The following is a 14,032-nucleotide window of genomic DNA, read 5'->3' as shown; positions in this document are numbered from 1 at the left end:
CAAGCCGCATCGTAGGGCAAGCGCTTTCCGCTCCGCAATATCGATGACCGTCGTCCTCATGCCGGGTCTTGCGCCGGACATCGATGCCTGATCAACTCGTTGAGGTGACCGCCCCGCACATGGACCCCGAGGAATTCCGCCGCGCCGGCCACGCCGTCGTCGACTGGATCGCCGACTACTGGGCGACAGTCGGGCAACGGCCCGTCACCCCGTCCGACCCGCCCGGCACCGTCGCCGCCGCCCTCCCCACCACGCCACCCACCACCGGCGGCGAACCGGTCGAGGCGGTCCTCGCCGACCTGGACGCGATCGTCGTACCGGGGCTGACGCACTGGCAGCACCCCAGCTTCTTCGGCTACTTCCCGGCCAACACCTCCGGCCCCAGCGTGCTCGGCGACCTGGTCAGCTCCGGGCTCGGCGTGCAGGGCATGCTCTGGGCCACCAGCCCCGCCAGCACCGAGTTGGAGACGGTGCTGATGGACTGGCTGGCGCACCTACTGGACCTGCCGCAGCGGTTCCGCTCCACCGGCACCGGCGGCGGCGTCATCCAGGACTCCGCCTCCTCGGCCACCCTGGTGGCCACCCTCGCCGCCCTGCACCGGGCCAGCGGAGGCCGCTGGCGCGACACCGGCATCGACCGACGCTACCGCGCCTACACCTCCACCCACGGGCACTCCTCCATCGAGAAGGCCGCCCGGATCGCCGGGCTGGGCAGCGACGGAACCCGCGCCATCGACGTGGACCCGGACACCCAGGCCATGCTGCCCGCCGCGCTCCGCGCCGCCATCGAAGCCGACCTGGCCGCCGGAGACGTACCGGCCATCGTGGTGGCCACCATCGGCACCACCTCCACCACCGCCGTCGACCCGGTACCGGAGATCGGGGCCATCTGCGCGGAGTACGGAATCTGGCTGCACGTCGACGCCGCGTACGCGGGCGCCGCCGCCGTCTGCCCCGAACTACGGTGGTCACACGCCGGCCTGGAGTACGCCGATTCGTACTGCTTCGACCCGCACAAGTGGCTACTCACCGGCTTCGACTGCGACGCGTTCTGGGTGGCCGACCGGGCCGAGCTGATCGAGGCGCTGACAGTACTGCCGGAATTCCTGCGCAACGCGGCCTCCGACTCCGGCGCGGTGATCGACTACCGCGACTGGCAGGTGCCACTGGGCCGACGCTTCCGGGCCCTGAAACTGTGGTTCGTCCTGCGCTGGTACGGCGCCGAAGGGTTGCAGGCACACATCCGCTCCGGAGTGCGGCTCGCCGAACGGTTCGCCGACCAGGTGCGCGCCGACGACCGGTTCGAGCTGGCGGCGGCACACCCGTTCGCGCTGGTCTGCTTCCGGCTACGCGCCGACGACGACGTCAACGCCGCACTGCTGGCCTCGGTGAACGCCACCGGACGCGTACACCTGACGCACACCCGGCTCGCCGGCCGCTACACGCTGCGGATGGCCATCGGCTCCCCACAGACCACCGCAACGCACATCGACGACGCCTGGACCCTGCTCGCCACCACGGCCAAGGACCTCCTCACCCCCTGACCCGCGCCCCCCGCCCCGGATCCGCGCCCCGCGGGCCAACCGGGAGCGGGGCACAACACCCGCACCGGCCCAAGGTCACGCTCGATCCAGGATGTAGTGGCCACGAAGCCACGGGATGCCACTACATCCTGGATGTTGCGCGATCTTGCGATGCGCGGGGCGCAGCGCGCGGGGCTTGGGGCGTGGGTTGCGGGGCACGGAGCACCGAGCACGGAGCACGGCGCCCCGGGCGCTGGCGCGGACGGCCGTCGGGCTGGCCGGCGAACAGGCTGTCGGGGCGGGTTCAGCGCGGGTTGGGCGTACCTGTCGGGGTCAGTTCGGCCGGGACCGCGACGGCGGCGGTGGCGCCGACGAGGGGGGCCGGAGCGGGCGCGGCGGAAGAGTCCGCGGCCTGGGCGGCCTCGGCGCGCGCCCGCCGGGTGCGGCGCAGGGCTCGCATGGCCAGCACCAGGGCGACAAGCCAGCCGACGGCCAGGAGGGCGTACAGGGTGGGGCGGACCGGGCCGTCCAGGTCGGCGGAGCGGATCAGGGTGCGGGCGTTGGTCAGCACGATCACGCCGCCGACCGCCGCGCCGAGCAGTTGGGCGGGCACGATCCGCACCAGCCAGGCGGCCAGCGGGGCGGCGATGAGCCCGCCGACCAGCAGCGCGGCGACGGTGGGGAGCAGGAAGCCTTCGGTGCCCAGCCCGATCAGGAAACCGACGCTGGCCGCGCCGGCCACGACGAACTCGGCGGTGTCCACCGAGCCGATCACCTTGCGGGGTTCCATCCGGCCGGAGACCAGCAACGCCGGCGTGGCCACCGGGCCCCACCCGCCGCCGCCTGTCGCGTCGACGAAGCCCGCGACCAGGCCCAGCGGGCCGAGGAAGCGACCGCGCAGCCGCCCGCCGACCCGACCGGTGCGCAACGGGCGGGCGAAGCGGATCAGCAGGTACGCACCGAGTGTGAAGAGGATGCCGGCCATCCAGGGCGCGGCGGCCTCGGTGGAGATCGAGCTGAGCACTGTGGCGCCGGCGAAAGCACCGATCGCGCCGGGCAGGGCGATGCGGGTCACCACGCGCCAGTCGACGTTGCCGAACCGCCAGTGCGCGACCCCCGCCGCGAGCGTGGTGCCGATCTCGGCCAGGTGCACCGACGCGGAGGCGGCTGCCGGGGCGACTCCGGCGACCAGCAGCAGCGTGGACGAGGTCAACCCGTACGCCATGCCGAGCGAACCATCGATCAACTGCGCGACGAGCCCGACCAGAGCGAGGACCAGTAGCTTGCGCACGAGCGCCCCCTGACTTTTCGGTATCTCCTATCGACTTGGTCGACAATGCGGCACGGGGCAGTCAGGGTCAAGCCCCCGATCGGTGGATGGGACGCCACCGCGTGGCGCGCCTCCTCGGGCCGACCGCGCGACGCGCCGCAGGCACGGCGATTCCGCCGGCTCGGGCCGCCGGATGTGCCAGCACGACGAAATCTTGGACAGTTTCCGTTCAGCGCGATCGGAAACTGTCCAAGATCTCGACGCTGGCGGGTCGCGGGTGCGCTGGCGGTGCAGGGCCAAGACCGCTGGTGCCGGATGGTGCGCCGGGGCCGCGCGTGGATGGCGAAACCCGCGCGACAGGAGGCGGGCATCGAGGATGTGCCAGCTCCATGCGGTGGGCGCGGCGGCGCAGCCGGCACGACGCGACACGCCCAGCCGAGACGCGACCACAGCGGAGCGCGACACGACACCGCAGGCCACGACACCGCAAGCGCGGCGGCACCGTAAGCACGGCGGCACCGCAGGCCACGACACCGCAAGCACGGCGACACCGCAGGCCACGACACCGCAAGCACGGCGGCACCGTAAGCACGGCGACACCGCAGGCCACGGCACCGCAAGCACGGCGACACCGCAGGCCACGCCATCGTAAGCGCGGCGGCACTGCCCGCCACGACGCGCTAGCGCCGGCGCACGGCGTGTGGCTGGCGAGCGCTCAGGTCCAGGCGCGCGGGTCGGCGACCAACTCGGTGACCCGCGCGGGCAGGGTGCCTGCTGCGACGTCGGCGACGCTGACCAGTTCGAGGATTTCGCGCTCGCTCGCTCGCAACGCGATCCAGACTTCCTGGAGCGCGCGGGCCGGGCCGTGGTAGCCGAGTTGTTCGGGGCGCTGCCCGCGTACGTGCGCGAGGGGCCCGTCGATCACCCGGATGACCTCGGCGAGGGAGATCTCCTCGGCGGGGCGGGCCAGCCAGTAGCCGCCTTCCGGGCCGCGCTGAGCGTGCACGATGCCGCCGCGGCGCAGCTGGAGCAGGATGCTCTCCAGGAACTTCGGCGGAATCTCCTGGGCTCGGGCGATCTGGTCGGCCGTGACCGGCCGGCCGCGTCCCGGACCACTGGCCGTCGCGGCGAGCTCGGCGGCCGCGCGGAGGGCGTAGTCGACCCGGGCGGAGAGGCGCATGTCGGCAAGGTTAGCCGTTGGTCGTCCGGGCGGGCGGACGACCCTCGGCCGATCGGACACGCATCGACGGTAATCCGCGAATTCGCGCTCCTCGGAGAGGGCCAGTGAAGTGCGTCATGATCGACGACAAGGTGGCTGCCGAAAAGCCGCTCCGGAGCGTCCCTATGCTGGGCGGGAGTACGACTGTCTGGCTGTTTACCCGACCGCCGGCACGATATTGATAAACGCCCGGGCACCCTCGGGGGGAAGGCACCACGATGACCGATACCGCGACACGTACCTGGGATGGCATGACCATCCCGGTGGCCGGCACCTATCTCCTCGATCAGGCGCACAAGCGGATCGGTTTCCTGTCCCGGCACATGATGGTGAGCCCGGTACGCGGTGAGTTCGCCGAGGCCACCGCGCAGGTCTTCGTGGCGGAGGACCCGCTGCTCTCCTCGGTGACGGCGACCATCATGACGGCCAGCATCACCACCGGGAGCGTCGACCGGGACACCCATCTCAAGAGCGCCGACTTCCTGGACGTGGAGCGCTATCCGACCCTCGAATATCGAAGCACCGGCATCACCTGGCAGGGCAACGACAACCCCATATTCCAGTGGGCCCGTCTGCGCAACCATCGGCTGGGCGGACGAGGCCGGAGTCACATTCTTCCGCCGCAGTCCGAGAACATGCCCGGACGATTCGTCCTCACCGGTGAGTTGACGGTGAAGGGCATCACCCGGGCTGTCGATCTGGAGGTGAATTTCGGCGGCGCACGTCAGGATCCGTACGGGCAGAACATCTTCGGGTTCAGCGCGACGGCCGAGATCAACCGCGAGGACTACGGCCTGCTCTGGAACGTCGTCCTGGAGAGCGGCGGGGTGCTGGTCGGTAAGACGGTGCAGATCGAGATCGCCGGCGAGGCGATCTACCAGGGCTGACCCTCGTCATCCCCGCCAGGGGCCGGGCGGGGATGATCGACAGCGTCAGGCGCCGACGCGGCGGAGCAGACCCTCCTGGACGGCGCTGGCGATCTGTTGGCCGTCGATGGTGAACATCCGGCCGGTGGCCAACCCCCGGGCTCCGGACGCCGACGGGCTCAGGCAGTCGTAGAGGAACCACTCGTCGGCACGGAACGGCCGGTGGAACCACAGGGCGTGGTCCAAACTCGCGCCGACCAACCCGCCGGGCCCCCACACCTCGCCGTGCGCGGAGAGCACCGAGTCGAGCAGGGTGAGGTCCGAGGCGTAGGTGAGCGCGCAGGCGTGCAGCAGCGGATCGTCGGGCAGTTTGCCGTCGATGCGCATCCAGACCCGTTGGTGCGGGTCGGCCGGCCGGTCGCCCGGGCGCACCCAGCCGGGCTCCCCCACGTAGCGCACGTCGATCGGCCGAGGGATCTGACCCCAGATGCCGAGCCGCTCCGGGTAGCGGGCGAGCCGGTCCGACATCGTCGGCACGTCCTGCGGCAGGGGTACGTCCAGCGGGGCGGTGACCTGGTGGTCCAGACCCTCCTCGGCCCGCTGGAAGGACGCCGACATGAAGAAGATCGGCTTGCCGTGTTGGAGGGCGACCGAGCGGCGCACCGAGAACGACCGTCCGTCGCGGATGTTCTCCACCTGGTACTCGATCGGTTCGGCCGGGTCGCCGGGGCGGACGAAGTAGCCGTGCAGGGAGTGCACGAACCGCTCCGGGTCGACGGTGCGGCCGGCGGCGACCAGGGCCTGACCGGCAACCTGGCCGCCGTACACCCGTTGTGGACCGACCGGGGGGCTCATCCCCCGGAAGGTCATCTCGCCGGTCGGGTCGAGGTCCAGCACTTCCAGGAGCTGGTCCACGGCGGCCTGGCCGACCGCGACCCGACCGTCGCTCACTGCAGGGCCCGCGCCGACGCCGCGTCGACCAGCGAACCGAGCTGGTGTACGCGCAGCGTGTTGGTCGAGCCGGGGGTGCCGGGCGGGCTGCCCGCCACGATCACCACGTAGTCGCCGGGGTTGGCCCGGTTGAGGCCGAGCAGCGCCTGGTCGACCTGACGGAACATGTCGTCGGTGTGCTGCACGAACGGCATCAGGAACGTCTCCACGCCCCAGGTGAGGGCGAGCTGGTCGCGCACCTCGGGGACCGGCGTGAAGGCCAGCAGCGGCAGGTCGCAGTGCAGGCGGGACAACCGTCGGACGGTGTCGCCGGTCTGCGAGAAGGCGACGAGCGCCTTGGCGTTGATGGCCCGGGCGATCGACGAGGCGGCGACGGTGAGCGCGCCACCGTGGGTACGCGGGTCGTGCTGCAGGCGGGGAACGCCGATCGAGCCGGACTCGGTGGTCGTCACGATCTTGGCCATGGTGCTGACGGTCAGCACCGGGTACTTGCCGACGCTGGTCTCGCCGGAGAGCATCACCGCGTCCGCGCCGTCGAGCACCGCGTTGGCGACGTCGGAGGCCTCCGCGCGGGTGGGGCGGGAGTTCTCGATCATGGAGTCGAGCATCTGGGTGGCCACGATGACCGGCTTGGCGTTCTCCCGGCACAGCTGCACGGCGCGCTTCTGCACCAGGGGGACCTGGTCCAGTGGCATCTCGACACCGAGGTCACCGCGGGCGACCATGACGCCGTCGAAGGCCAGCACGATGGCTTCGAGGTGCTCCACCGCCTCCGGCTTCTCGACCTTGGCCAGCACCGGGCGGAACACGCCCTCCTCGGCCATGATCCCGTGCACGAGCTTGATGTCCTCCGCGGAGCGGACGAACGAGAGCGCGACCAGGTCGACGCCGAGCCCGAGGGCGAAACGCAGGTCCTCGGCGTCCTTGTCCGACATGGCGGGGACGCTGACCGCCACGTTGGGCAGCGAGACCCCCTTGTTGTTGGAGACCGGGCCGCCCTCGGTGACGAGGCAGCGGATGTCGTTGCCGGTGACGTCGCTGACCTCGACGGCGACCCGACCGTCGTCGATCAGCAGCCGGTCGCCGGGCTTCACCTCGTGCGGCAGCTTGGTGTAGGTGCAGGAGACCCGATCCTTGGTGCCGAGGATGTCGTCGCCGGTGATCACGACCGAGTCACCGGTGCGCCACTCGTGCGGGCCGTCGGCGAACTTGCCGAGCCGGATCTTGGGGCCCTGGAGGTCGGCGAGGACGGCCACCGGCTTACCTGCCGCCTCGGACGCCTCCCGGACCAGTCGATAGACCGCCTCGTGGTCGGCGTGGCTGCCGTGGCTGAAGTTGAGCCTCGCCACGTTCATGCCGGCCTCGACAAGACCGCGGATGCGCTCCGGGGACGAGGTGGCGGGACCAAGAGTGCAGACGATCTTCGCGCGGCGTGTCACGCCCATCAGGCTAGTCTCTCCTTCAGGTCGGACTCGGGACCGACCCATTGCAGGCAGGGGAACATGTGTCCAACGACGCGCGGCGCGCGTCGGGCCGGCGGGCGGAACCACACCGGGAACGTTGTGGCGACGGGCAACAGCGACCGCGCGCCGGGAATCGTACGCCTCCGGTGACGTGCGCTGTCGGGGTGCTCCCGGCGGCGGCCTGCCATCAGTGCGCCGACGGCGGCAGGGTGGGCACCGCGGTGAGCAGCTCACGCGGGTCGTAGCGGTGCTTGGCCCGGCGCAGCCGGGGCCAGTTCGCGCCGTACGCGAGCCGCACCCGGTCGGTCTCCTCCGGGGCGAGCAGGTTGGGGTAACCACCGGGCAGGGCGTGCGGGGCGAGCTGCGCCGAGGTGCGCTCGGCCCACTCCCGGTGCGGCGCGGCCCGCTCGCCGGGCGCCCAGACCGCGATGATCTCGGTGAGCAGGTGGTCGGTGCGCAGCCCGAACGCCGTGTCGGCGACCCGGACCCGGGTGGCCGCACCGTGGAAGTGGTGCACGGCCAGCGCGGAGAACGGCGAGCTGACCTGCCGGGCGGCGTCGACGAGCACGTCCACGGCGCTGTCGGTGAGCGCGGGAAGCCAGCGGGTACGCAGCAGGTAGTGGTTGCCGTCGACCATGCCGCCGTCGAACATCCGCAACGCCTCCGCGTACGGCATCGGGGCGATCTGGTCGACCAGCGGGGTGCCCAGGGCGCGCAGTCGGTCCAGCCAGGGCAGGCCGGCGTCCAGGTCCGGGCCGCTGTAGAACGGGCAGACGAAGATCACCGGTTCGCCGGCCGGGCCGGGTAGGAAACCGGTCATCACGGTCAGCTCGTCCGGGGCGTCGGCGACCAGCTCGCCGTAGCCGCGCAGCACGTCCGCCGCCTCGGCCAGCGGAAACATGATCATGCCGGCCAGCACCCCGGGCAGCCGGTGCGCCTGGAAACGCAGCTCGGTCACGATGCCGAGGTTCCCGCCGCCGCCGCGCAGCGCCCAGTACAGCTCGGCGTCGTGCCGAGGGTCGGCGGTGACCCGGCGGCCGTCGGCGAGGACCACCTCCGCGCCGAGCAGGTTGTCCACGGTCAGGCCGAACCGGCCGCACAGCGGGCCGTACCCGCCGGCGAGGGACAGCCCGGCCACGCCCACGGCGTCGACCACGCCGGTGGGCACCACCAGGTCGTACGGGCGGGCGGCGGCGAGCAGCTCGGCGGCCGTGGTGCCGCCGCCGACGGTCACCGTGGCCGTGGCCGGGTCGACCCGGACGGTACGCAACCCGGTCAGGTCGAGCACCAGCCCGCCGTCGCGCAGCGCCCGGCCGGCCCAGTCGTGCCCGCCGGAGCGGACCGACAGGGGCAGGTGGCATCGGGCGGCGATACGGACCGCGTCGGCCACCTCGGCGGCGTCCAGGCACCGCGCGACCAGGGCGGGCGAGCGCTGGACCGCGCCGTTCCAGAGCCGGGTGGTGGTGGAATACGCGCTGTCGCCCGGCTCGTGCAGCCGGTCGCCCAGCAGGGCACGCAGTCGGGCGGCGGCCGTCGCGACATCACCGGTGGTGGCGGAGCTCATGGCAACTCCTCGACCGGGGCCGATCGATGGCTCCGGGTGCGCCCCGGCGGCGGCCCTCGCTGGGCGCGACCGTAGCACTCAAGGGCCGCCGAGCGCCGTCACCATCACGACAGCCGCCGATTGACCGACCAGTCAGCTCCCGGCTTTGACCAGCGGAAACTCCAGGGAACCGGCCGGGCAGAGGAAGGTCAGCACGTCCACCCGGTACAGGCCGGCCTGCACCGCCGGGTTGGCCTCCACCACGCTGCGGACGTCCTCGACACTGCCGGTGCGTGCGAGCCCGAAGCCGATCGGGGGCTCGGGGTTGCTGGTCGTCCCGTCGATCGAGCCGGAGACCAGGATGATGCCGCGTCGCTGCAGCGCCTGCATGTGCTCGGCGTGTTCGGCCTGCAACCGTTGCACGGTCTCGGCGGGCAGGACCCGCCCGGCCGCGCCGGGATAGAGCACGATGCACTCGTACGTGTCGAGCGCGAAGTTGACCTGCGGCACTCCCGCCATGGGTGCTCCCTCCGCCGTCGCACCGGTTCGCACCGGCTCCGGCCAGCGTCGCACGTGGGCCCTGCCCGTACCTGTCGCTTCCGGGTAACCACCGGTGGGACAGGTGACGTGTCCGGTCGCACAGTCGGCGGACCGGCGGTGTCACTGTCCCATTCCGGGGGATGATCTACCCATGGCGACAAACATCAGTGAGCAGCCCGCGAAGGCGTCCGGCACGTACCGCATCGGTGGCGACGTCACCGTCAACCGGCTCGGCTACGGGGCGATGCAGATCACCGGCCCCGGTGTCTGGGGAGATCCGAAGGACCCGGCCGAGGCGGTCCGGGTGCTGCGTCGCGCGGTCGAGCTGGGCGTGACGTTCATCGACACCGCCGACTCGTACGGGCCGTTCGTCTCGGAGCTGCTGATCCGTGAGGCCCTGCACCCGTACGCCGACGACCTGGTCATCGCGACCAAGGCGGGGCTGAGCCGTTCCGGGCCGGGCGACTGGCGCGCGTTGGGCCGCCCGGAGTACCTGCGTCAGCAGTGTGAGCTGAGCCTGCGCCACCTCGGCCTGGACAGCATCCCGCTCTACCAGCTGCACCGGATCGACCCCCAGGTGCCGCTCGCCGACCAGCTCGGCGAGCTGGCGCTGCTGCGGCAGGAAGGCAAGATCCAGCACATCGGGTTGTCCGAGGTGAGCGTCGCGCAGATCGAGGAGTCCCGGAAGATCACCACGATCGCGTCCGTGCAGAACCTGTACAACCTGGCCAACCGCAGCGCCGAGGACGTGCTGGAGTACTGCGAGCGCAACGACCTCGCGTTCATTCCGTGGTTCCCGATCGCCACCGGTGAACTGGCCCGCCCGGGCGGCCCGCTGGACGCGATCTCCACGGCGCACGGCGCGTCGCCCGCGCAGCTCGCGCTGGCCTGGCTGCTGCGCCGCTCGCCGGTGATGCTGCCCATCCCCGGCACCTCCTCGGTGGCGCACCTGGAGGAGAACGTGGGAGCGGCCGACGTGCGGCTCACCGACGACGAGTTCGAGGCGCTCGCCAAGGCCAGCTGACCGCTCCCCCAGGACGCCGGCGGACCAGGCGACCCGGGGGCCGCCGTCCCAGTCGGTCCGGACGCCGTCGTCTCAGTCGACGGCGTCCGGGCCGGGTTCGCGGGCGGCCCGTAGGGCCTCGGTGGCCTGGGCCAGCAGGCGCGCGGAGTCGGTTCGTCCGCTCACCTGGAGTTCCACCTCCGTGTCCCCGGCCTGGATCCGGATGCTGGCCTCGGTGCGCTGCTGGTCGACCCAGGACTGCAACAGGTTGAACAGCCCGGGCAGCAGACCCTGAGCCAGCACCGCGATGATCACCGCGTCGCTGAAGCCGGGCCGGCCCCCGCCGCCACCGGCCCGGCGGACCACCGGCCGGTACTCCGGCTGCCGGTGGATCCAGGTCAGCAGGTCGACCGACGGCTGCTGGCGCCGGCGGGGGTTGATGGTCAGCCGCACCGGCAGCCGGGCGGCGGTGTCGCTGTCGGGCACGGGGGGTCTCCCGGTCAGTCGTCGGAGGCGGGTCGGAAGGTGACGGCGTCGCCGTCGGCGGTGGCGACACCGGTGACGGTCAGCGCGTTGTCGTCGGTGAACGGCGAGCTGGTGCCGAAGTACGTGGTGGTGCCGCTGACCTGCACCCTGCCCCTGGTCTCGGACGGGGTGGTCACCTGGGCGCTGGCCGGGCCGGTCAGCTCCAGGGCCAGCTTCGGGTACTCCAGGATCTTCCAGGTGACCTTCTGTGCGGACCCGCCGTAGTAGCGGAACGGGCAACCCGGTGGCGCGGCGACCGTCTGCTTGGCGCACTCGTCCAGCCAGGCGCGGACCTGGGCGTCGACGGCCTCGACCGCCGCCGGTTTGAGCACCGGGGTCAGTTGCAGGGTGGCGGCGCTCTGCCCCGGGTCGGCCACCACCGTCGCGGTCGGCGTCTCGCTGAGCGCGTTGGACGGGCCGGTGGCGGTGTAGACGCCGGGCAGCAGCACCAGCGGCGGCCCTTCGGTGGCGACCGGTAGCTCCACCCCGTTGAGCCGCACCCCGGGGTCGGCGATCGAGGAGTTGAGCGCGATCGGCCCACCGGTCAACCGCCAACCGTGGAACAACCCGGCGGTGGACTCCTTGTCGCGCTCCAGCGTGAGGGTGGCGGTCTGCCGCGCGTCGGCCAGCCGGTACGCCACGGTGGCGGTCGCCTTGTCGCCGTCGCGTTCCAGCGAGCTGACCTCGACGTCGGTCGGCGGCTGGTAGCCCTCACCGCGCAGCAGTCGGTCCAGCAGCGTGGTGTCGGTGCCGGCGCCCTGGTCGGTCAGGTGGCCGAGCGCGGCCTCGCTGTCCCGGTCGGCGAGCGCGGAGAAGAAGCCCTCGACCGCCGCCTGGGGGCGGAAGAACGCCCATTGCACCACTCCGAGCCCACCGGTGCCGGCGCAGGCGACCAGGGCGAGGACACCGACCAGCAGCCAGGTGCGGCGGGTGCCGACCGGGCCGGGCTGGTGGAACAGCCGCTCGACGGTGACCGGCTCGGCCACCCCGGTGGGCGCACCGGTCACCGTCGCTCGTTCCAGCGCGTCGAGCCGGAGTTCGTGCGGCGGGTGGGTGGCGCAGACCGCCTCGTCCCAACCGCTGCGGCCGGTCTCGAAGGACAGCCGTCGTTCCAGGATGCGTCGCATCGCCTCGACGTGCCCGCTGAGCACGGCGCCGAGGTCGGCCCGGTACTCCGCCGCCCGGACGTCGCGGGCGTGCAGCGGCAGCACCACGTACCGCATGGTGAGCAGCACCGGCCAGAAGAACAGGAAGACCACGAAGTTGGTGCCCGGGTGCGGGAACGTCCGCATCAGCCAGGCCGGCAGGGCGTGCGCGAGGGTGAGCGGCAGGCCGACACCACGCACGAAGGCGCTGGTGATCTCGTCCCCGGTGCGCCAGTGCACCAGCTCGTGACTGAACAGCGCGGAGATCTCGTCGTCCGGCTCGGTGAGCACGGCGGTGGTGACCACGACGTGCCGGGCGTACGTGCGGGCGTTGCTCAGGACGGGGTCGTCCTCCATCAGCAGCCGTGGCACGCTGGGCAGGCCGAGCCGTCGGGCGCAGTCCTCCAGCACGGGTCGCAGCCGCGCGGCCTCGCGGCGGCTGGGCTGGCGGGCACCGGAGACGACGAGCAGTCGCGGTTCCAGCAGCACCCGGTAGAGCGTGTAGAGGACCCCGATCAGCGCCGCCGCGGCGACGGTGCCGATCAGGCCGGTGACCACGGGGATCGGCCCGCCACCGCCGATCCAGGGCAGCACCAGCACGGAGACGAAACCGACCAGGAAACCGACGGCGAAGCCGGCGACGCCGCCGAGCACCCCGCCGGAGCGGCTCAGGAACGACTCCAGCAGGGAGCCGATCAGCGGCGCGTCACGGAGCACCTGCGGCACCTGGTCGTCGGCGCCGAGGCCACCGGCGAAGAGGCCGACGATGCCGAAGCTGAGGCCGCCCCAGAAGGCCAGGAGCAACGCCACCGGCAGGTAGAACCAGGTGGCGACGAAGGCGCCCAGCACGCCGCGCCAGTCCCGCAGGATCCCGGCGCGCAGCCAGACCAGCGCGCTGGGATAACCCGGAGGGCGGTCGGCGAACCCGGTGCCGGTCGACGGCGGGTCGGCGGCCGGTGGCTCGGCGGCCCGGACGTCGAGCTGTGGCACGGTCGGCGGGGTGCTCTCCGGGGGCACGGCGTGCGGCTTGGTCATGCGCGCTGCTCCTTCGGGAAGGTCACGTCCTCTGTCGCCAATGGACAGCCGACGCAGGCTATCGAGCACATCTGATGCCTGCCACACCCTTTCCCCGTAACGTCGGGCAACCGACAGTCACCGGCCCGCGACAGTGGGGGTGGCCCCGTCGGGGCCACCCCCACGGCCCGGGTCAGAGCGCGAGGCAGTGGGGTCGCACCGGGCCGTCGACCAGGGCGCCGCGCACGATGGTGTACGCCGTGCCGTCGAGCACCAGACCGAGATGGCCCACCACCCGCAGCGGGCAGTACGACTGGATCAGCACGTTCGTCGCGCCGTCGTTGACCACGGCGTTGCCGGTGGGCCGGACCAGCTCGTCCTGGAGGGTGCGGATGGTGGTGTAGCGCACCGCCCCCGGGGTGTCGTCGCCGGTGTTGAGGTCGGCGAGGAAGGCCGAGCCGATGGTCATCTGTTGACAGGCCACGATGCCGGCGCAACTGCCGAGGCCCAGGAAGGCCACGATGGTGGCGACGTAGGTGCCGTACTGCGGAGTGCCCAGGCTGACGTAGCGACCGACGGTGGCCGTGCCGCCGAGCCGCTTGAGGTAGTAGCGGCTGACCAGGCCGCCTTCGGAGTGGGCGACGAGGTCCACTGTCGACGCCCCGGTGCTGGCGCGCACCTGGTCGACGTAGGTGGCGAACGCGCGGGCGGAGGTGGGGATGTCGCCGAGGCCCAGCCCGGGCAGTTGGTAGATGAAGGCGCGGTAACCGTCGGCGCGTAGTCGGGCGGCGATCGGCTCGTACGCGACGGCGACGCCGCTGAGCCCGCCGACCACGATCACCGGGTTGGCCGCGGCGGCGGTCGGGGCGGCGGCAGCGGGGGCGGCGTTCGCCGTGCCGGCGGAGGCGATCAGGGCGGCGACGGCGACGGACACGACGAGGGCGGTCTTTCGGAGCAGCACGGCTGCACC

12 protein-coding genes are annotated in these 14,032 nt (G+C 72.2%); 3 read left to right on the top strand and 9 right to left on the bottom strand.

Annotated elements, in window-relative coordinates; translation table 11 throughout:
• Positions 1-119 precede the first annotated feature (119 nt).
• The gene (locus GA0070612_RS15240; RefSeq protein ID WP_088991518.1) at positions 120-1,544 is read left to right on the top strand and encodes a pyridoxal-dependent decarboxylase; all 1,425 of its coding nucleotides are present in this window, start codon (positions 120-122) and stop codon (positions 1,542-1,544) included.
• Between the two features lie 283 nt (positions 1,545-1,827).
• Here the strand turns inward: GA0070612_RS15240 and GA0070612_RS15235 are convergent, their stop codons facing one another.
• Positions 1,828-2,814 carry a sulfite exporter TauE/SafE family protein gene (locus GA0070612_RS15235; RefSeq protein ID WP_088988498.1) on the bottom strand — a complete coding sequence of 329 codons (987 nt, stop codon included), beginning with the start codon at positions 2,812-2,814 and terminating at the stop codon, positions 1,828-1,830.
• Between the two features lie 694 nt (positions 2,815-3,508).
• Positions 3,509-3,973, bottom strand: coding sequence for an RrF2 family transcriptional regulator (locus GA0070612_RS15230; protein WP_088988497.1), 465 nt, complete (start codon positions 3,971-3,973; stop codon positions 3,509-3,511).
• A gap of 290 nt (positions 3,974-4,263) precedes the next feature.
• On the opposite strand from GA0070612_RS15230, the gene GA0070612_RS15225 reads away from it, so the two are divergent.
• Positions 4,264-4,899: a YceI family protein gene (locus tag GA0070612_RS15225; protein ID WP_231924571.1), complete on the top strand. Its 636-nt coding sequence runs from the start codon at positions 4,264-4,266 to the stop codon at positions 4,897-4,899.
• A gap of 45 nt (positions 4,900-4,944) precedes the next feature.
• Here the strand turns inward: GA0070612_RS15225 and GA0070612_RS15220 are convergent, their stop codons facing one another.
• The 4 genes from GA0070612_RS15220 to GA0070612_RS15205 all read right to left on the bottom strand — a co-directional run bounded on the left by GA0070612_RS15220 (position 4,945) and on the right by GA0070612_RS15205 (position 9,354).
• Complete coding sequence (locus tag GA0070612_RS15220) at positions 4,945-5,829, bottom strand: acyl-CoA thioesterase (protein WP_088988495.1); 885 nt, start codon at positions 5,827-5,829, stop codon at positions 4,945-4,947.
• The gene (gene pyk, locus GA0070612_RS15215; protein ID WP_088988494.1) at positions 5,826-7,274 is read right to left on the bottom strand and encodes a pyruvate kinase; all 1,449 of its coding nucleotides are present in this window, start codon (positions 7,272-7,274) and stop codon (positions 5,826-5,828) included. The genes GA0070612_RS15220 and pyk overlap by 4 nt, the downstream gene beginning before the upstream one ends.
• A 205-nt stretch (positions 7,275-7,479) precedes the next feature.
• Positions 7,480-8,856 (bottom strand): FAD-binding oxidoreductase, encoded by a 1,377-nt coding sequence (locus tag GA0070612_RS15210; RefSeq protein WP_088988493.1) that lies wholly within the window; start codon positions 8,854-8,856, stop codon positions 7,480-7,482.
• Positions 8,857-8,988: 132 nt separating this feature from the next.
• Positions 8,989-9,354, bottom strand: coding sequence for a YciI family protein (locus tag GA0070612_RS15205; protein WP_088988492.1), 366 nt, complete (start codon positions 9,352-9,354; stop codon positions 8,989-8,991).
• A 172-nt stretch (positions 9,355-9,526) separates the two neighbouring features.
• On the opposite strand from GA0070612_RS15205, the gene GA0070612_RS15200 reads away from it, so the two are divergent.
• The gene (locus GA0070612_RS15200; RefSeq protein WP_088988491.1) at positions 9,527-10,399 is read left to right on the top strand and encodes an aldo/keto reductase; all 873 of its coding nucleotides are present in this window, start codon (positions 9,527-9,529) and stop codon (positions 10,397-10,399) included.
• Positions 10,400-10,471: 72 nt separating this feature from the next.
• Here the strand turns inward: GA0070612_RS15200 and GA0070612_RS15195 are convergent, their stop codons facing one another.
• The 3 genes from GA0070612_RS15195 to GA0070612_RS15185 form a co-directional block, all read right to left on the bottom strand.
• The gene (locus tag GA0070612_RS15195) at positions 10,472-10,864 is read right to left on the bottom strand and encodes an effector-associated constant component EACC1 (RefSeq protein ID WP_088988490.1); all 393 of its coding nucleotides are present in this window, start codon (positions 10,862-10,864) and stop codon (positions 10,472-10,474) included.
• A gap of 14 nt (positions 10,865-10,878) precedes the next feature.
• Positions 10,879-13,083 (bottom strand): M48 family metalloprotease, encoded by a 2,205-nt coding sequence (locus GA0070612_RS15190; protein ID WP_088988489.1) that lies wholly within the window; start codon positions 13,081-13,083, stop codon positions 10,879-10,881.
• A 172-nt stretch (positions 13,084-13,255) separates the two neighbouring features.
• A complete protein-coding gene (locus tag GA0070612_RS15185; RefSeq protein WP_088988488.1) occupies positions 13,256-14,023 on the bottom strand; it encodes an esterase/lipase family protein in 768 nt (255 codons plus the stop codon).
• Positions 14,024-14,032 lie beyond the last annotated feature (9 nt).

The sequence above is a fragment of the Micromonospora chokoriensis genome, assembly GCF_900091505.1.
Lineage (GTDB): Bacteria > Actinomycetota > Actinomycetes > Mycobacteriales > Micromonosporaceae > Micromonospora > Micromonospora chokoriensis.
This window is presented reverse-complemented; position numbering and strand designations above follow the sequence as displayed.